An 18,461-nucleotide genomic window follows, 5' to 3' on the forward strand; every position below is an offset into this window, starting at 1 on the left:
TGCTTGCTGCGCGGTCCTATAGCCGGCGGAGTCCACCCAAAACCCTTTCCATCAACGCGAGATGTGACGAACCGCCGGACAGGCCGGTCGTCCGGTGGACGATCACCAACCCGGTCGCGACCATGTCCCCGAGCACGATCTTGGCTACTTGCAAAGGCATGTTGAGCTCGGCGGAGACCTCCGCGACCGACTTGGGCGTACGGCACAGCTGCGCGATCGCCTGGTGCTCGATCTCCAGTGGCCCGTCGTCGGCGATTCCCTCGAACTTCGTGGAGATCAGCGCCTCCACCCGCAGGTCGGTGTCCGCTTTGGTGCGGCCGCCGGTCATCGCGTACGGGCGGACCATGGCCGGGTCGTCGTCAGGCATCTCCACCAGCACCGGTTGAGGCGGGCAGACCGGCGGCCGGGGCCGCGGTCCCGGCGCCGGTTCGGCTTCGGCCTGCTCGTCGGCCCGCCTGCCGAACGTCAGTCCATTCAGGACGTCGGCGAAGGTCGGACTGGGTGGCGCGTCCTCGTGGATCGTCATGGAACCCTCACACCGCTGCCCCGGTCATCCCCCTCGCGCCCTGCAGCGCCGCACGCAGTTCGGGGGTGAGCATCTGGCCGACCCGGTCGACCAGCATGGTCATCTCGTAGGCGATCTGCCCGATGTCGCAGGTCGGCGCGGCGAGCACGGCGAGCGACGACCCGTCGCTGATCGACATCAGCAGCAGGATTCCGCGCTCCATCTCCACGACGGTCTCCTTGACCGGACCGGCCTCGAAGCACCGGGACGCGCCGTGCGTCAGGCTGACCAGGCCGGACGCCACGGCGGCCAGCTGGTCGGCGCGGTCGACGGGCAGGCGGGCGGACGCGGTGAGCAGCAGGCCGTCGGCGGACACCACGACCGCGTGCGCCACGCCGGCGACTCGCTCGGCGAAGTCGTTGACCAGCCAGCCGAACTGGTGCGACTGGGATGGGGGCGAAGTCATGGACTCTCCTGTTGTCCGTTCTGGTTGCCGGCCAGGCTGCGCCGGCCGTTGCTCAGTCCGCGCTGGAGTCCGTCCAGCCGGCCCCGAACCTCCTGTGCCCCTCGTTCACCCCGCACCAGGCCCTCGCCGAACCCCGGCGGCGAGGTGATGCTCCCGGGTACGAGCTTCTCCCGCGGGACGCGCTGCGGCAAGCCCGCGGACGTGACACCTTCGGGGGACTTCGCGGCCGCTTCGGCCGCACGGAAACCGTTGTCACACTCGGGATGGACGGGCACGACGCCCGCGCCGGCGCGCCCTCGGGCACGGGACAGCCCGTCCTGTAGGCCGCCCAGCCGTTCCCGCAACGCCTCCGCTTCCCGCCTGCCACGGATCTCCGGCAGCCGGCGGCCGTTGGCGATGCTGCCGGGAACCAGTTTCTCCCGCGGAACCCGTTGCGGCAGACCGGCTTTGGTGACGCCCCCCGGTGGCTCGGCGACCGCCCGCGCGGTCTGGAACCCCTGGTCCGCGGCGAACTGCCACGTCTCGGTGTGCGCCTCGGCGGCCGGCCTGGCCGAATCGGTCCCGGTGAACCAGGCCGAGATCATCGCGTCGAAGATCGGCGTGGTCTCGTGGATGTCGCGCTCGCGCTCGTCCGGCGGCGGCTCGGACGGGGCGACCGGGTCCCACCAGCTGGTGGGGGTCGCCTCCTGCTTCTGGGGCGCGGCAGGCGATTCGTCGGTGCCCGCCAGCGGATCGCAGGTCATGAACAGGTCACCCCTGACCGGATTGTGGGCCGCGACGGCCGGCGTGGTGTGCACCGGCGCCGCACCGTTCGACAGCCGGGACACAATGTCCGAAGTGGACACCTTGTGCCCGTTGGCGCTTGGCGTCCCGCGTTGTTCCTCCGGCTCACCGTCGGACAGCAGGTCGGCCGGGATGGTCATGGTCGCCCTGATGCCCTGGATGTCCTTGCCGCCGTGCAGTTCCACCCGGACGTTGTGCCTGCCGGCCAGCCTGCCTACGACGAACAGGCCCATCCGGCGGGAGGCTGAGGCGTCCAGCTGGCCACCGTCCGCCAGCCGGGCGTTGGCCTCGGCGATCTCCTCGTCGCGCATGCCGATGCCACTGTCGAGCACGTCGACCGACACGGTGCCGTCGTCCGCGAGTCTGCTGGCGATCGTCACCTTGGTCGCCGGCGCGGAGAACGCCGTGGCATTGTCCAGGAGTTCCGCCGTGAGCCTGACCAGATCACGGGCCGCGTAGCCGACGACCGTCAGCGGAGGCGGTGGCTGGACGACAACTCGTTGGTACTGCTCGATCTCCGACACGGCGGCGCGCAGCAGGTCGGCCAGCTCGACCGGCGGCCCGGCGCGGCGGGCCAGCTCGTTGCCGGACGAGAGCACCATCAGGTTCTCGTTGTTGCGCCGCATCCGGGTGGCCAGATGGTCCAACTGGAACAGTGTGGCCAGCTGGTCGGGGTCTTCCTCGTCCCGCTCCAGCCGGTCCAGCAGGTGCAACTGCCGTTGCACCAGCCCCTGGCTGCGCCGCGAGAGGTTGACGAACACGTCGCCGTAACTCGCACGCAGGTGGGCTTGTTCGGCGGCCAGCCGCAACGCCTGGTCCTGCACGGCGTCGAAGGCACGCGCCACCTGGCCCAGTTCGTCCTTCGTCGTCACCGGAACCGGTGCCACCAAAGGCGGCAGCAACGCACCGGTCCGCAGACCGGCGACCGCCTCGGGCAGTTTGTGATCCGCGACCGCCAGCGCGCTGCGCCGCAGAATCCTCAGCGAGCCAACGAGTTGACGGCCGACGACGACCACGACAGCGGCCGCGAGCAGCATCGCGGCGAACAGTACGACCGAGACCAGTCCGGCCGCGTCGCTCGCCTCGTCCTGCAACCGGGCGGACGTCACACTCAGCTCGCGGGCGAGGACTCCCGCGACGGTCGCCAGCGCGCCGATGGTGAGCTGGGAACTCGTCTGCCAGTCGGCGAGGTTGATCGACACGCTGACCGGTCGCGTCTCCGGCTGTTCGAGCACCTGACCGATCAGCCGGTCCCGGGTCGTCACCCCCGCGCCGCTGACTGTCCTGTCGTACTCCTGCCGCTGCGCCTGGCTGGCCGACGCGCGGAAATCGCCGATCCTGGCGTCCAGCCGGGACTGTGACGCCCGGAGTGCTTCGAGCTCGGCGAACGGCAACGAGCCGCGGGCCGCACCGGTGGAGACCATCGCCTGTTGCAGGTAGACCTCTTCGTTGGCCAGCTGCAGGTCGTGCAGTGCCGCCGCCGTCCCGGACAGCGCCGGGTCGGTGATCTCACCGGCCAGCGCCTTGTCGAAGTTCAGCAGCGTGGTGAGCATCTCGGTGTAGCGGGCCAGCACCGCCGGCGCGTCCGGCGCGGACCTGGTGACCTGGTCACGCAGCCTGCTGAGCGGTTCCAGCAGGCCGGCCACCTGCCGAGCGGTGTCCCGTGCGGCAGGCGTGGCGAACTCGACCGCCTCGGCCGCCCGGCTCATCGCCGCCCAGTTGACGTCGGTCACCTGGTACTCCTGCCGCAGTTCCGCGCCGGGCCGGCTCGCCGCGGAGACGAGCAGCTTCGCGGACTCCGCCCGTTCCTGCTGCAGCCCGTCGATCACCTTGCCGAGCTGGTCGGACAGTGCCACCAGCAGGTCGACCCGGCGATAGGAGTCGGCCCTCGCCACCTGGTCGTGGATCTGCACGGCGCCGAGGGCGACGACGAAGACCAGCGGGACCAGCGTGACCGCGGCGAGTTTGGTGCGCAGGTGCCAGTCCCGCCAGCGCAGCATCCGTGCTCGTCCTGTGCTGGTCACTGTCACAACACTCCCAATGCGCGCAGTCGCTTTACTGCGTTGCCTCATCAAAGACGGGGATCAATTACTCGCACCGTACGGTTTCGCGGGGTGTCGGCACCCCATCGGGAAGTGCCGGACCCAGATGCTACCCGAGAAGATTGGTCAATCAATGGCCCGAACGGGGTTCACCCGCGGTTCACCACCCCGAGCATTTGCCCAGGGGAACTTTATGCCCCGATTGGGCGAAGATTTTCCGGTGACGCAAGGCCACCCGCGCCGGCCGACCGCCCCGAGTCCACCCGGATCGGTCACAGTGGACCACCGGCAGTGGTGTCGTCGCAGCTCAGCGGCCAGACACGCTACGAAACAACGAGATTCACCCGGAAGTGTGACCGTCGCCCCTCAGGTACCGCCCGGACCCGGCCGATGCAGTGACAGACCGCCCGGCGACACAGTGGACAACCCCAAACTCGCAGCTATTATGACGCCCGCCGATAACCGTGCCGGGAAGGTACATAATGACGCACTGGTCCGGCCGAACCACTTCGGCCAGATTTGACGGAATCGACTCACCGGGAGAAATAGAAGAACCAGAAGGGCCCGACTTCGTCCGTATTCAACAGAGCGACGAATTCGTACGACTGCGATCCGTCCTGCGCCGGTTCGTGTTCCCGGTGGCCCTGTTGTTCTTCGGCTGGTACCTCGGTTTCGTGGTGCTGGCCGCGTACTTCGCCGAGTTCATGAGTCACCGCCTGGTCGGCGCGATCAACGTCGGGCTCGTGCTGGGCCTGCTGCAGTTCGTCAGCACGCTGCTGATCACCCTGTGGTACCGGAGCTACGCCAGGCGCCGGATCGACCCGCGGGTCGCCGCGCTGCGGAAGGCCCATTCATGAGCACCGATGTCGGCAGCCCCGGGCTGAACATGGCCGTGTTCGGGCTGTTCGTCGTGGTCACGCTGGTGATCGTGGCGAACGTCAACCGCAGGCACGCCACCGCCAACGACTACTTCACCGCGGGCGGCGCGTTCGGCGGCGGCAAGAACGGCCTCGCGCTGTCCGGTGACTTCCTGTCGGCCGCGTCGTTCCTCGGCATCGCCGGGGCGATCGCGATCCACGGCTACGACGGGTTCCTCTTCTCCATCGGGTTCCTGGTGGCCTGGCTGGTCAACCTGCTGCTGATCGCCGAACTGGTGCGCAACACCGGCCGGTTCACCATGGGCGACGTGCTCTCGTACCGGATGCGCGCCCGCCCGGTCCGGGCCGCGGCGGCCACGTCGACCCTCGTCATCTCCTTCTTCTACATGCTGGCGCAGATGGCCGGCGCGGGCGGCGTGGTCGCGTTGCTGCTCGGCGTGCACGACGGCACCGGCCAGGCGGTCGTGATCACCGTGGTCGGCGTGGTGATGATGCTGTACGTGCTGGTCGGCGGCATGCGCGGGACCACGTGGGTGCAGATCATCAAGGCCGCCATGCTGGTGCTGTGCGTGGCGTTGATGACCGTGTTCCTGCTCGGCAAGTTCGGCTTCGACCTGTCGGCGCTGCTGCGGCAGGCCGCCGCCAACAACGTCAAGGGCGAGCGGATCCTCGACCCCGGCGGGATGTTCGGCAGGAGCGGCACCAGCAAGCTCAACTTCATCTCACTGGCGCTGGCGCTGGTGCTCGGCGCCGCGGGCCTGCCGCACGTGCTGATGCGCTTCTACACGGTGCCCAACGCCGTGCAGGCCCGGCGGTCGGTGATCTGGGCGGTGGGCACGATGACCGTGTTCTACCTGGCGACGTTGATCATCGGTTACGGCGCTTCGGCCTTGGTCGGCTCGCGGCGCATCCTGTCCGCGACGGGTGGGCAGAACTCCGCGGCGCCGCTGCTGGCGTACGAGATCGGCGGCACGCTGCTGCTCGGCGTCGTCGCCGCGGTGGCGTTCGCGACGATCCTCGCTGTGGTGGCGGGTTTGACGCTGACCGCGTCGGCGTCGTTCGCCCATGACGTGTACGCCAACATCTTCAAGCGCGGCAGGGCCAACCCGGGCAGCGAGGTCCGCGTGGCGCGGCTGACGGCGGTCGTCGTCGGCGGGCTGGCCATCGCCGGCGGCATCCTGGCCAACGGGCAGAACGTGGCGTTCCTCGTCGGACTGGCGTTCGCGTTCGCCGCCTCGGCCAACCTGTCCACTTTGCTCTACTCGCTGTTCTGGCGCCGGTTCAACACCAGCGGCACGTTGTGGGGCATGTACGGCGGCCTGGTGTCCTGCCTGGCGCTCGTGGCCGTGTCACCGGTCGTGTCCGGCAGGCCGTGGTCGCTCTTCCCGTCCGTGGACTTCGCCTGGTTCCCGTTGAGCAACCCGGGAATCGTGTCGATCCCGGTCTCGTTCGTCCTCGGCTTCCTCGGCACCGTGCTCAGCCGCGACAAGGGCGACGAGCGCAAGCAGGCCGAGATGGAGGTCCGCTCCCTGACCGGCCTCACCCCCTCGTGAGTGTTTATCGGTGTTCTAACCCTGATAAACACTCACGAGGGGGTGGCAGGCTGGGGCGGGTCGTCCGGCCGAGTGACGAGGCACACCGTGTCGATCTCGTAAGTGGATTTCGTCGTGGGGCAGACCTGGACCTATGCTTGCCCGCTGTGATCGACGCCCTCCCGCTGGCGCCGGAGCGCATCAGAGCGTTCCTGGACGACCGCAGGCCACCCACCCCGTGTCTCGTGATCGACCTCGACACGGTGCGGGAAAGCCATACCAGGCTGCGGGAAGCACTCCCGGAAGCGAGGATGTACTACGCCGTCAAGGCCAACCCGGCGCCGGAGATCATCAGGCTGCTGGCCGCCGAGGGGTGCGGCTTCGACGTGGCGGGGCGCGAGGAAATCGACCTGGTCCTCGGCCAGGGCGCCCGGCCGGAGCTGATCTCGTACGGCAATCCGATCAAGAAGGCCCGGGACATCGCGTACGCCCACCGGGTGGGTGTCCGGCGGTTCACCTTCGACAGCGAGACCGACCTGGAGACGATCGCCACCTTCGCGCCGGGCTCAGGCGTGTCCTGCCGGATCCTGGTGGACGGCACCGGATCGCAGACGCCGTTCGGGCACAAGTTCGGGTGCGCGCCCGCGATGGCCGCCCGGCTGCTCGTCCGGGCCGCGGCACTCGGTCTTGACCCCGAAGGCGTAGCGTTCCACGTCGGCTCCCAGCACCTCGATCCAGCGGCGTGGGAGCCGTGGATCGCCGCGGCGGGCGACGTCACCCGATCGGTCGCCGCGCAGGGGGTCGCCCTGCGGGGCTTGAACATCGGCGGCGGCTTCCCCGGCCGGTACCTGGTCGACCCGCCGCCGCTGAGCGCGTACGCCGACACGATCCGTGCCGCGATCGCACGGCATTTCGACCACCCGGTCGACCTGGCCATCGAGCCCGGCCGGGTGCTCGTCGCCGAGGCGGGCGTGATCCGCAGCGAGGTCGTGCTGGTGTCGCGCAAATCCGACACCGACGACAAACGCTGGGTCTACCTGGACATCGGGCGCTACGGCGGGATGGCCGAAACTGAGAACGAGGCCATCGCGTACCGGTTACAGACCGCGCACGACGACGAGCCGTGCGGTCCCGTAGTGATCGCCGGGCCTTCGTGCGACGGTGATGACGTGCTGTACCAACGCACTCGTTACGACCTGCCGCTCTCGTTACAGGCAGGCGACTACGTCGACATTCTGAGTACGGGTGCGTACACGCAGAGCTACTCTTCGGTGGCTTTCAACGGGTTCCCGCCGCTGCGGACGTATTTTGTCGGCGGCCATCCGGCTTCGGTGCCGTCCGAGGCCGGTGAGGTCGGCGAGTTCGCCGGCCGGCACGTGCTGGCCGAGTTCGAGGGCGTGTCGGCGGAGCTGCTGGACGACGCCCCGTTCCTGTGCGAGAGCCTGCAACGCGCGCTCGAGAAGGCCGGCGCGACCGTGTGCGACATGACGTTCAAGCAGTTCGAGCCGCAGGGTGTGACCGTGCTGGCGCTGCTGTCGGAGTCGCACGCGTCCATCCACTCGTACCCGGAACGTGGTGCGGTGTTCATCGACGTGTTCACCTGCGGCCGGGTCGCTGACCCTGAGTTGGCGGTGAACTTGTTGCGGGACATGCTCAACGCGGGCGTGTCCCGGATCAGTGTTATCCACAGAGGACAGGAGGACCGGTGAGGATCGAGGAGCCCGTCGGCGCCGGTCTGACCCGTGTGTGGCAGGTCGACGACGTGATCGTCGACACCCGTACGGCGTTCCAGCACCTGGTGATCGGCAAGACCGCGCAGGGCGTTTCGTTGTTCTGCGACAACGAACGGCAGAGCACGGACTTCAGCCAGCTCGTGTACCACGAGGCCCTGATGGTGCCGGCGTTCCTGCTGGCTGCCCAGATCGAGCGGGTGCTCATCGTGGGGTCCAGCGAGGGCGTGGCCAGCCAGATGGCCGTCCAGGCGGGCGCCACGGTGGTCCACCACGTCGACATCGACACCGAGGCCGTCAAGTTGTGCGCACAGCATCTGCCGTACGGCTACACGGTCGAGGAGCTCGCAGCCGCTGAGCAAGGCGACGGGCCCGTGCGCGTGCTGTACGCCGACGGTTTCGAGTACATCCGTACGACCGACGAGCGGTACGACATCGTGGTCGTGGACCTGCCTGACGAGCAGGACGACGCCGACGCCCAGCAGAACCGGCTCTACGGCGCCGACTTCCTGGAAATGTGCAAGCGGCTGCTCACGCCCGGCGGCGTGGTCGCGTACCAGGGCGGCTGCCCGACCCTGTGGCGCAACTCGACGCTGGTCAAGTGCTGGCGCCGGTTCGAGCAGGTCTTCCAGGCACCGGTGTACTTCGGCTCCGACGAGCACGAGTGGGCGTTCTTCTTCGGCACCTCGGCGGAGAACCCGGTGGAGGAGATGGTCTCCAGGCTGCCTTCGCTGGCCTACCGCCCGAAGACCATCGACGCTCTCACCCTGCGTGGTTCGACGGTGCCGCCGATCAGCCTGCGCGCAGCTCCTGCGTGACCTTCCGTTCGGCCACGAACGACACGAACGGGATCATGCCGGCGAGCAGGACCAGCCCGGTCCTGACGATCGGCCACCGGGCCTTGAGCCCGAGGTCGACCGTCAGGACCAGGTAGACGACGTAGAGGAAGCCGTGCACCGGGCCGACGATCTTGCTGTACTGCGGCTGGTCGAACCCGTAGTTCATGATCATCGCGCCGACCAGGGCGAGCAGGCCGACACCGACGATGTAGGCGAGCACCCGGTACCGGGCCAACGCACCCTTCAGACCGGGGGCGGCGGTGTCGCGGGCCGGGCTCTCCTCGTTGGTGACGATGGGTTCAGGGGCGGTCATGGCGGTCCTTCGCGTTCAGCTCGGCAAGGTAACGGTTGTACGCGGCCAGCTCGTCATCCGGCTCGTCCCGCGTGGTTCGCGGCGGCTCGGGGCGCCGCGGCCTGGGCACGTCCCGGGGAGGTGCGGCGACGGGTCCCGCCCCGGCCCGTTCCTCGCTCTCCCGCTCCCGCTGCCTGAGCCGCCTGATCCGCCACACCATGAACGCCGGGAACAGCCCGAACAGGGGCCACTGCAGAACGTAACCAAGGTTCTGCCAGGACCCGCTGGCGGACTCGTACCGGTTCCACTGCCACCACGCCAGCAGGCACGCACCGGCCAGACTGACCAGGCAGACCACCACAATGGCCAGCCTGCGCACAAAAACCCGGTCGCCGCGCACCACTCCAAGCTAACATTTCACCCCTGAGTGACTACGGTCACCAGGGTACTGGCACCATCTGGTGTCCCCATAGGACAACTCCACCCGTAGTAGGCCGCAGTTGCACGACAACATGAGCAGAAGGCAGGTCGACGTGGCGGAAGGCCCGACAACCGAGGTCAGCACCACCGTGGTCGACCTGACCTCTTTCCGTCTTGGCGACCTGCGCTCAGGCCGGCCACAGGCGAGCGTCGACGCCGCGGTGGAGTGGGCACTGGCCTACGCGGGCGGCCCGGAAGCCATCGCGGTGCAAATCCAGAACCAATAGTTCTCCTTCGAGGCTCCGCACGACGCGAATTGAATTCTCGATGAAGGGTTGGGCCGAATGGCGAGCCTTCGTGACGAGGTGATCACCCACCGGCTCGCTCCGGATTTCTTCGCCGAGTTCTGCTCAGGGGCGGTCAGCGAGAATTCGATGCGCGTCTTGCGTACCAGCGTGTACAGCCAGCGACGCGCGATGCTCCTCGCAGTGATGCGACTGGCGGCTTCCAACCCGGTCGCCTCCGGATTCGCACAGGACTTGGACCAGGCCTACGGAATCCTGTCGGATTTGGAACACTCCGCGCCGGAGACCCTCGAGTCGGTGATCATGCATCCGTCAACCGGCGTGTGGTTGGTGCGCGCCGTGCGGTTGTTGCTGGGGGTCGGTCAGGATTCGGATGCCCCGGAACTGTCCTACCTGCAGTCACTGGCCGCCGCCGCCGCTGTCCGGGCCGGGTATGCCTGCACGATCACCGTTCCGGTGATCCACCGTACCGTGGTTCTGCCCACAGTCGGCCACGTCAGGCTCCCCGCACAGGCGCGAGACCAAGCCGAGTTGCGAAATTCTGCCGAGCTGACCGTCCTGCACCTCGGGCCGGATATCGACCCGATCAGCTTCGGCCGTTCCGCGCCGAATTCTTCCTTCATCCCCACCCGTCACCACCATGCCAACCGGCGAGGCGTCGACTTGTTCGTGGAGATCGACGACAACACTCCCTATCGGGAATTCTCCACGCCGGAACCGCCTTTTCCGCTGACCGCCACCGAATCGGCCGAGTGGGCCGGCCTACTCGAACGCGCGTGGGACGAACTCACCCATTGGCATCTCGGATATGCCGAAGAACTCGCCGTCGGACTGCATACGATCGCGCCCGCTCCCCGAACGCGGAACTACGCCGGATCGTCGTCGAACTCGGCGTTCGGGGCCGTCGCGCTCAGCCCGAAGACATCGGAGTTCCACCTCGCCGAGGTGCTCGTTCACGAACTACAACATTCCAAGCTCAACGCCGTGCTCGAACTGGTACCGCTGCATCATGGAGGACCGGAGGACTGGTGGTACGCCCCGTGGCGGCCTGACCCCCGGCCTCTGACCGGGCTACTGCACGGTATTTACGCGTTCGTGAGTGTCGTGGAGTTCTGGCACAACCAACGCGGCCACATCACCGACACCGGCCTGGCGCGAGAGGGTGATTTCACGTTCGCTTACCGCCGTGCCCAGGTGCGCAGGGCGGTTGACTCCCTCTCTGACGCCATGGAGCTGACCGAATTCGGCGACCACTTGGTATCGGCGGCATCCGACCGGCTGGCGGTCACCGAGGCGGAGGCGGTTCCCGCCGAACTGGCGGACATTGTCAGGTTGATGGCACAGGATCATTGGGTGACCTGGCGGCTGCAACATATGCGGCCTGACGACGACTACGTCACCGGACTGGCCGACGCATGGCGTAACCGCAAGCCCGCGCCTCCCCATGTTCCGAGCCGTATGGTGCCGTTCTGGCAGAGCACTCCTTCCACTACCCGAATGGCTCTGTTGAAAGCAAAGGCAGTGGATCCCGAACGGTTTGTCACCCTCAAGTCCACCGCACGGGACGCTGACGTCGCCTTCGTCGCGGGTAACGTCGACGCCGCGAGATCCGAGTACCTCGCCTGGATCCGCCGCGATCCGACCGCCCTCTGCGCCTGGGTCGGTCTCGCTGTCAGCTCGGCCGATCTGGTGACAGCACCCGAGGTCCTGCTCAGCCTGTACAACCGGTTGCACGGCCGGCCCGATCCGCTCGATCTGGCGACCTGGCTGGGTGCCTAAAGCTGCATGGTGTCGGTGTCACAGTCGGCCCGCGTGGAGTTCATCGCCGCCATCGTGGCCGGGTGTGTGCTCCCCAAGACCTTGCTCAGCGCGTTCACAGTCGACGCGTGTTGTACCCGAGCTTGCTGCGGCTCGCCCAGTCCGGCCGAATCGATCGACAAGTTCAGCCCGACCGCGAGCGTGGACGGGTGTTCGGCACCGAGGACACGGGTGGAGCGTTCGAACGTGTCCCGATCGAGCTCGTACGCTTCGGTCAGTCGCCCTGACGCTGCCAGATCGCTCGCCAGGTTCGTTGCGGTGACCAGCGTGAACGGATGATCGTCACCGAACATCTCTCGAAGCCTCCCGAGCGTTGCCTCGTCGTGTGTCATGGCTTCGTCTACGTGGCCGAGCAACCGCAACGTGACCGCGAGGTTGATCGCCGCGACCAAGGTGAACGGATGCCACTCCCCGTGGGTCTCGACGAACAGTTGATAGCTTGTGGTCCCCAGGTTCTGCGACTGGTGCAACTCGTCCAACTTTCGGAAGTCAGCCGACATGCACATCTGCGCGGTGATCGTGTCGACGTGTCGTGCTCCATGCAGCCGCCGATACATTTCGAAACACTGCGTGGACAGGTCCGCCGCCTGCCGATAGAGGCCCGCTCTTCTCCTGGCAACAGCGAGGTTTCGCATTGCCCCGATGGTTCGTGGATGTTCGTCCCCGATGACCAGCCGTTGCCGAGCGAGATTCTGTTCCTGGATTCGGCACGCCTCAATGTGTTCCCCACACTCCCTCATGTCCATCGCCAGGGCGTTGAGGGTGAGGAACGTGTCGGGATGATCCTCACCCAGTACGACCACCTTCCGCCGCCATGTGTCCGTGTCCAGTTCGCGGGCTTCGAAGAACTGACCGATCAGCCGGAGGCTGCCCCCGAGGTCGTTCGCGTACTGCAGGGTCTCCGGATCATTCCTGCCGAGGACGTGACAGGACTTCTTGAAAATCGTGCGCTGCATGGCCAGTTCCTCCTCGATCCGGCCCTGGGCGCGCATGCTCATCCGGAACGTGTTGGCCACACTCAGGAAGAGCTTGTTGTCGTTCCCGAAGTGACGGCGGACGATCTGGAAGGTTTCGCGGTTGAGATCGTAGGCTTCCTCGTAGCGTCCGAGCCGCCAGAGGGCAAGGCCACGCAGCCTGGCCATCTCCAGTGTGCTGGCATCGGATTCGAGCAGTTCTTGTTGCCATTCGTCGATGGCCTGGCAGGCCAGGTCGTGGGCCACTCGGTAGTCACCGCTCTGCACCAGGTATGTCACCAGGTTGATCACCAGATGACGAACACGCGGATCCATCCGGCATCGCAGGGCGTCCGACATGATCGCGTGCGGAAGCAGTGCGCTGTAACGAGCCCATGTTCGTGACGAGACCGGATCGTCCGGATCGTTGATCACGAGCAGCACGTGCGCCACGTGCTTCACCTGATCCTTTTCCTCTGCGGGCAACTGGTTCTTGATGACTTCCTGGACGAGCCGGTGCAGCTGCAAGGTGTTGTGCCGTTCGTCCACCTTGGCCAGGCCGTACCGGCTGATCTCACGGACGATCCGGCCCAGTGTGTACTGGTCGGTCATCACCCCGGCGAGCTCATCAGGGACCAGGACGTCCGCGGCCGCGGAGAAGAAGCTCTGCGGAATGGGTTCCGGGCCCAAGTAGGCGCACGCCTGAAGCAGGCGCAGGGCCTCCGGGAAATCCGTCCGCAGCCGGCTCAGCGGAACGCTCCACGCCGCTGCGACCGGCCGCATCATGCCGTACCCATCGACGTCATCCGGCAACTCGGCCAGGTTTGCTTCCAGGAGACGGAGATACTCGCCCGCGGGCATGCCGCTACGCATCCGCCACACCGCGGCCTGTTCCACGGCCAAGGGCAGATCGCCGAGCGCGTCGGCCACCCGGTCGGCGTCGGCCTGACTGATGTCGCCGCCGACACGGCGTAGCATCTCGATGCTTTCGCGCCGTGTGAACAGATCTACTTCCACCACGTTCGCCTCACGAGCCCAGTCCGTGTCCCGGGAGGTGACGATGATGTGTCCGGGACCGGACGGGAAGAACGGGCGCACGCTGTCCGGGCTGCCCGCGTTGTCGAACACGAGCAGCCATCGGCTGAACGGCCGGCCCAGGCGCAGACTCTCCAGCACCTCGGTGATCGCGACCTCCGCCGAACTCGCCGGCAGGCCAAGGCGTTTGGCCAGTTCAACAAAACTGGCCGTGATCTGGGACATCTGTTCGGCCGGAATCCACCAGATGACGTCGTAGTCATCCGTGTGCCGGTAGATGTACTCGACCACCGTCTGCGACTTTCCCACCCCGCCCATGCCCTGCAACGCTTCTGGCAGCACCGCGGTGACACCCGGAGAATCGAGTCTGCTCGCGAGTATCCACAGTAGATCGTCACGCCCCACGAAATCCGGGTTGCGAACGGGAACCGAGCCCCATACCTGTGGCCGGCGTTCCAGCCCGTCCGAGGACGGTTCCGGCTGGGCCTCGGTGGCAAGCACGGCGGGATCGAAGTCGTGGAGTGGTGGCTCTTCTCGACGGTGGGTCCACAATCTCGCGTCTTGCCCCGCATGCTGCAGTTCGCGCCGCAGACTCGCGGCCCGAGGCGCATACCTTCCTGACAACGCGCGGAAAACAGCTTCCTGCACGCGCAGGTACGGCATCGTCTCAGCGGAGATCTCCGGCTGAACCGTTCCATCGGGATCGTCAACCGCGTCTCGGAAGTTCCGCAGGATCGCCACACTGGAGCCCAGGTAGTCGCCGAGTACCCGGGCAACCCGGACGGTGTCGGCCCGCCGGACTCCGGACAGAAGCTCTTCTCTGACACCGTCATGGAATTCGAACACGACAGCCGTGGGATCGTGGACCGAACGCGTCGTGCGAACCTTTCGCAACAGTCCGCCAAGGATCACCTCGGCCAACGCTGACACATCGCTGTCCGGCAGAAGTTCTCGCTGGACGAATCGCATCATCGCCAAGTTGAGTGGTGCGGCCGCCAGGAGGCCCGCGAGGTGGAACGCCTCCAGCGAGGCGTACGTCCGGAAGCGCATCACCCGGTCGAAGGCAGAACGCGTACGCTCCGAATCGGACGGCTCCACCGATTTCTTGCTGTCACGGGTGTTCACCATCACCGCGGTGGTGTCCACGCTGGCCGCTCCCGAAGCCGCGAAGAGATTCGCCCAGCCTGACAACCATTCCGGCGTCAACGCGAGCACCGGCACCGGAATCGAATCGTCCGCGACCTCCTCGTCGAACATGTCGTGCTCGATCCACCGGACCCGCAGTTCCCGATTGGCCACGCCCAACGCGCCTGACGAGAGGGATACCCGGCGAGGCGACAGCCCGCCCCAGCTCCACAGCCGGGACGGCAGGACGTTGATGATCGCCAGCGGCATCCGGTTCGCCCAGCCCGCCAGCACCTGTTCAGCCGAGCCGTCTCGCCATGCGTTGGCGATCGCGTCCGTCATCACCAAAACGAGCCGCCTGCCGGTCGGGTCGACCAAATGCCGGGTACTGTGCACGGCACCGGCGGGACCTTCGACGCGCAGTACCAGATCCGAGGTCGAGCAGTCCACGAGAAGCGTCCGCACGTTGCGGAAAGCGCCCTGTTGCCTGAGCAACTCGCGGAACTCCGCCACGGTCTCCCGCCAGACCTCCATCGACGCAGCCGTGTCGACGACAAGGACGACCTCGAACCGCCGCCACGGCGCCGGATCAAGAACGGGAAGCCACATGCCGTCCTGAGCCGCGCGAACGGCTGTCGCTTCCTCGTTGACGACCCGTTTCCACGGTGACGGCGACCGTTTCATCAAGGGCCGCAACGCCCTCGCGAGCTGGGCGGAGTGCGGAAGCTCCCGGCTGGGCGATCCGATCTGTGCGGTGGCACGAGGCGGAGCACCATCTCCGGAGCGGGCGAATCGTGTCGACCAGGACACGCCCAAGTCCGGATCCGGTTGTGGCTGCGACGGTTTCGTTCGGTCCGGCGGGTCGAGAACAGTGGGGTCCACTGTGGGCGAGACGGGATCGTCCGGAGGCACGTCCAGTGGTGTGGCTTCAGTGTGGGCGCGGATGATCCCGGCCAGCCACAGTGCGTCCTTGACTTCCATCGCGGTCAAATCGCGTGCGCGCAACCATGGCACACCGGCTGGCCGTCTCTCGGTACTCATCCCGGCTCCGCTGTCGACAGCGGGTGCCAGATCGCGCGCATCAGCTCGTTCCACTCCTCGTCGGGCCGGTACGCGCCTGACGTCGCCAGTTCGACGGCCAGGTGCACGGCGTTGAGCAACTGGTCTGCCGCGAGCCCGCCGACAGATTCGCTGCGTTCGAGGAATTCGCCGATCAACCTGGCGACGTCGACTCGCTCGATCTCGCCGAACTGCGCCGCCACCATCGCGGCGAGTTGCTCGGCGTCAGGCGGCCTGAGGTGCAACTGCAGACACCGCCGCAGGAACGCCGCGGGGAACTCGCGTTCGCCGTTGCTGGTGATGATCACGACGGGAAACGCCCGGCACTGCACCAAACCGTCCCTGATCACCGCGGTTCCACGCTTGTCGTGCGTGAACACGGTGACCTCCGGCTGTTGCTTGGCGATCCGGACGAGTTCGGAGATGGGGTACTCGCCGTCCTCGAACACGCTCAGCAGGTCGTTGGGCAGGTCGATGTCGCCCTTGTCGAGCTCGTCGACGAGCAGCACACGAGGTGTCTCGTAGGGCAACAAGGCTGTCCCGAGCGGGCCCAGGTGTACGAAATCGCCGATGTCCGGCTCGCGATCCGGCCGTGCGCCCGCCGCCTGGACCCGGCCGATCGCGTCGTAGGAGTACAACCCGTCAGTCAGGGTCGTCCGGCTGGTGATGCCCCACCGCAGCACGGGGCCGAGGCCGAGTTCGGCCGCGATCAGGTAGGCAAGACTGGACTTTCCGGTGCCGGGACGGCCGGTGACGAGCAGCGGCCGGCGGAGGTACAGCGCCGCGTTGACCATGGAAACCTCGTGGGCGCTGGACAGATGGCGCCGCCCGGTGGCGCCGCCGATCCGGCGAGCCGTCTCACCGCCGTCGGCGTCCGGCCTGCTGGCCACGCCCTCGCCGGTGAACCTCCGCCAGGGAGGTGGTTGCGGGAGCGCCGTGATCGGCGACGGGGCCGCCTGCCCGGTACCCCGGTAAATGCGCCAGTCCACGTCAATCCACCTCCTCGGGTGGTCCCGGACGGTCCGGGACCACGACCCTTTCGGGGTCGTCCCACAGCACGGCCAGATGGCTACCGACGTGGGGCTGTTCCGTCTCGCTCGCGAACGCGTTCGTGCGCACCAGGCGAAGCCTGTCCAGCAGCAGCCCCGGGTCCTCCGCGTGCAGCAGTTCCTTCACCGTCGCGACGAAGTCCTCGAGGCCACAGTCCTTGCGGTGCCAGACCATCACCGGGATGCCCGCCCGCAGACCGACCGCGACCTCGTCGAACGACGGCGGCCCGGCCGGCGGTGGCGCGCCGAGCACCTGCGCGACGACACCGGACGTCTGCTCGAAATAGGAAGTCATTCGCCGGAGGTTCGGTTCACCGCCCGGCTTGCTCCAGAAACCGGCATCCGGCGTGAGCACGCCGCGGTCCCTGAGCTGGTTCTTGAGCTGTTTCCACCGGATGTACCACTGCCGGTGCCATTTCCGGGCGACCATGCGGTCGAGGCTCCGGACGCAGACCGGGAAGTGGCAGCCCATCGGTTCGGGGAAGTCACTCTCGGCCTCCCACTGCCATTGGTCGACGTCGAGGTTGAGCAGTTCCCTCGGCAGGATGAACTCGACTCTGATGTCGGAGTCATAGGGCGCCCAATCGATTTCCACGCCTTCCACGAGCGCGGCGACACGGTGTTTGATCTCGTCCAGCTTGCCGACGAAATCCGATCCCCGCCGGGGGTACCACCCGCCGGAAAGGTCGCGCTGGCGCCAGTGGGAAAGCCGATAGAGTTCGGTGGCGGGCCCTTCTCGCTGCAACTGGAAAACGATGTATGCGGGCGATCCGGGAGTGCCCGGATCACTGGGCGCCTGACTGCCGACGGAGCCCCGGATGATTTTCAGTTCGGGCAGCAGCCCCATCCGCATGGCCTGGGCGTCCACCCAACGCCGCAGTTCCGCTCGCAGGTCAGGGCGGGCATGCACAGCGAGGTGCTCGACGAAGATCAGCGGTTTCGGTACGCCGTCCGGGCCGGCGTTGAGCGTCTCCAACGCCAGGAAAACCTCGGCGTACGTGGTTTGCGCGTGCAGTTCCGGTGCGTGCGGACCGGCGACAAGCCGGTAGATCTGGGCGATATCCGGCACCACGAAACCGGAGAGCATGCTGAAAAGCCGGCGCCGTTCCTGTGGTGACCAAGCCTCCAGCGCGGACATCTCCATGATGATCCGCCGCACCTCGGCCATCGCCTTCGTGCCCGGCTCGACCTGGTCGAGAACGAATAACAGGGTGGACAACCCGTCCGGCCGATGATGACACGCCTCGACGATGCTGAACAAATGTGCCGCGCAGTGCGCATGTTCTTCGGCGAGCAACGGATGTCCCAGCTCGTCGGACACAATTCTGACGATCAGGTTCCGCCCACTCAAATCGGCCAGGCACCCGACCCGCAGGAGCGCACGGACAAGCGGCCAAAGAGGTCCACGTGCCGGTATGACGTCACCGTCCTCCGCCACATCGCCCCCTAAGGAGTGTCCGCCGCCACGGCAATGCGCACAATATTGTGTCAGCCGCGTGGACATCGCGGTAGCAGTCAAAAACTTGATCAAGAAAGCCGGGGCCCCGTTCGGCGGTTGCGGAACTAGCCGATCAGCCCTGCCGCACGCGGCGGCCGTCCGGCACCATGAAGGGTGCGGGTTCGATGCTGG

At 67.0% G+C, this 18,461-nt stretch carries 14 protein-coding genes and 1 pseudogene; 7 read left to right on the forward strand and 8 right to left on the reverse strand.

Annotated features, from left to right (window positions below):
* Positions 1-16: 16 nt before the first annotated feature.
* The 3 genes from GC106_RS03210 to GC106_RS03220 are packed head-to-tail and all read right to left on the reverse strand — an operon-like array spanning position 17 to position 3,778.
* The gene (locus GC106_RS03210; RefSeq protein WP_173124104.1) at positions 17-526 is read right to left on the reverse strand and encodes a DUF742 domain-containing protein; all 510 of its coding nucleotides are present in this window, start codon (positions 524-526) and stop codon (positions 17-19) included.
* Positions 527-533: 7 nt separating this feature from the next.
* A complete protein-coding gene (locus tag GC106_RS03215; RefSeq protein ID WP_173124106.1) occupies positions 534-971 on the reverse strand; it encodes a roadblock/LC7 domain-containing protein in 438 nt (145 codons plus the stop codon).
* Positions 968-3,778, reverse strand: coding sequence for a sensor histidine kinase (locus GC106_RS03220; protein ID WP_173124108.1), 2,811 nt, complete (start codon positions 3,776-3,778; stop codon positions 968-970). Before GC106_RS03220 ends, GC106_RS03215 begins: the two co-directional genes overlap by 4 nt.
* Before the next feature lie 500 nt (positions 3,779-4,278).
* Between GC106_RS03220 and GC106_RS03225 the strand changes: the two genes are divergently transcribed.
* The 5 genes and pseudogenes from GC106_RS03225 (at position 4,279) to GC106_RS03240 (ending at position 8,754) form a co-directional block, all read left to right on the forward strand.
* Positions 4,279-4,653, forward strand: coding sequence for a DUF485 domain-containing protein (locus GC106_RS03225; protein WP_173124110.1), 375 nt, complete (start codon positions 4,279-4,281; stop codon positions 4,651-4,653).
* Positions 4,650-6,227, forward strand: coding sequence for a monocarboxylic acid transporter (locus GC106_RS03230; RefSeq protein ID WP_173124112.1), 1,578 nt, complete (start codon positions 4,650-4,652; stop codon positions 6,225-6,227). The genes GC106_RS03225 and GC106_RS03230 overlap by 4 nt, the downstream gene beginning before the upstream one ends.
* 242 nt (positions 6,228-6,469) lie before the next feature.
* Positions 6,470-7,441, forward strand: a pseudogene (locus tag GC106_RS03235) (type III PLP-dependent enzyme); the annotation flags it as partial.
* A gap of 96 nt (positions 7,442-7,537) precedes the next feature.
* On the forward strand, positions 7,538-7,915 hold the full coding sequence (gene speD, locus GC106_RS47490; protein ID WP_312872417.1) for an adenosylmethionine decarboxylase: 378 nt from the start codon (positions 7,538-7,540) through the stop codon (positions 7,913-7,915).
* Positions 7,912-8,754, forward strand: a complete 843-nt coding sequence (locus tag GC106_RS03240) for a spermidine synthase (RefSeq protein ID WP_173124114.1) — start codon at positions 7,912-7,914, stop codon at positions 8,752-8,754. The genes speD and GC106_RS03240 overlap by 4 nt, the downstream gene beginning before the upstream one ends.
* On the opposite strand, the gene GC106_RS03245 is transcribed toward GC106_RS03240, so the two are convergent.
* Both GC106_RS03245 and GC106_RS03250 read right to left on the reverse strand, forming a co-directional pair.
* On the reverse strand, positions 8,729-9,088 hold the full coding sequence (locus GC106_RS03245) for a DUF3817 domain-containing protein (protein WP_173124116.1): 360 nt from the start codon (positions 9,086-9,088) through the stop codon (positions 8,729-8,731). The genes GC106_RS03240 and GC106_RS03245 overlap by 26 nt on opposite strands.
* Entirely contained in the window at positions 9,075-9,467 is a 393-nt protein-coding gene (locus GC106_RS03250; protein ID WP_312872380.1) for a hypothetical protein, read from the reverse strand. Before GC106_RS03250 ends, GC106_RS03245 begins: the two co-directional genes overlap by 14 nt.
* Positions 9,468-9,579: 112 nt before the next feature.
* Here GC106_RS03250 and GC106_RS03255 point away from each other — a divergent pair, with 112 nt between their 5' ends.
* Complete coding sequence (locus GC106_RS03255) at positions 9,580-9,774, forward strand: hypothetical protein (RefSeq protein WP_173124118.1); 195 nt, start codon at positions 9,580-9,582, stop codon at positions 9,772-9,774.
* Positions 9,775-9,831: 57 nt separating this feature from the next.
* Entirely contained in the window at positions 9,832-11,571 is a 1,740-nt protein-coding gene (locus GC106_RS03260; protein WP_173124120.1) for an HEXXH motif domain-containing protein, read from the forward strand.
* Here GC106_RS03260 and fxsT read toward each other — a convergent pair.
* From fxsT to GC106_RS03275, 3 genes are read right to left on the reverse strand one after another with little or no spacing between them, the layout of a single operon-like run.
* A complete protein-coding gene (fxsT, locus tag GC106_RS03265) occupies positions 11,568-15,764 on the reverse strand; it encodes an FxSxx-COOH system tetratricopeptide repeat protein (RefSeq protein WP_173124122.1) in 4,197 nt (1,398 codons plus the stop codon). The genes GC106_RS03260 and fxsT overlap by 4 nt on opposite strands.
* Positions 15,761-16,771 (reverse strand): AAA family ATPase, encoded by a 1,011-nt coding sequence (locus GC106_RS03270; RefSeq protein WP_312872381.1) that lies wholly within the window; start codon positions 16,769-16,771, stop codon positions 15,761-15,763. Before GC106_RS03270 ends, fxsT begins: the two co-directional genes overlap by 4 nt.
* Before the next feature lies 1 nt (position 16,772).
* Positions 16,773-18,335, reverse strand: a complete 1,563-nt coding sequence (locus GC106_RS03275) for a VMAP-C domain-containing protein (RefSeq protein WP_246364628.1) — start codon at positions 18,333-18,335, stop codon at positions 16,773-16,775.
* Positions 18,336-18,461 lie beyond the last annotated feature (126 nt).

The organism is Kibdelosporangium persicum, assembly GCF_013280595.1.
In the GTDB taxonomy this organism is placed as follows: Bacteria; Actinomycetota; Actinomycetes; order Mycobacteriales; family Pseudonocardiaceae; genus Kibdelosporangium; species Kibdelosporangium persicum.

Coding starts and splice junctions, on each gene's coding strand:
- GC106_RS03210 (WP_173124104.1), bottom strand. CDS start 526: ATGACGATCCACGAGGACGCGCCACCCAGTCCGACCTTCGCCGACGTC.
- GC106_RS03245 (WP_173124116.1), bottom strand. CDS start 9,088: ATGACCGCCCCTGAACCCATCGTCACCAACGAGGAGAGCCCGGCCCGC.
- GC106_RS03275 (WP_246364628.1), bottom strand. CDS start 18,335: ATGTCCACGCGGCTGACACAATATTGTGCGCATTGCCGTGGCGGCGGA.
- GC106_RS03215 (WP_173124106.1), bottom strand. CDS start 971: ATGACTTCGCCCCCATCCCAGTCGCACCAGTTCGGCTGGCTGGTCAAC.
- fxsT (WP_173124122.1), bottom strand. CDS start 15,764: ATGAGTACCGAGAGACGGCCAGCCGGTGTGCCATGGTTGCGCGCACGC.
- GC106_RS03225 (WP_173124110.1), top strand. CDS start 4,279: ATGACGCACTGGTCCGGCCGAACCACTTCGGCCAGATTTGACGGAATC.
- GC106_RS03260 (WP_173124120.1), top strand. CDS start 9,832: ATGGCGAGCCTTCGTGACGAGGTGATCACCCACCGGCTCGCTCCGGAT.
- GC106_RS03230 (WP_173124112.1), top strand. CDS start 4,650: ATGAGCACCGATGTCGGCAGCCCCGGGCTGAACATGGCCGTGTTCGGG.
- GC106_RS03255 (WP_173124118.1), top strand. CDS start 9,580: ATGAGCAGAAGGCAGGTCGACGTGGCGGAAGGCCCGACAACCGAGGTC.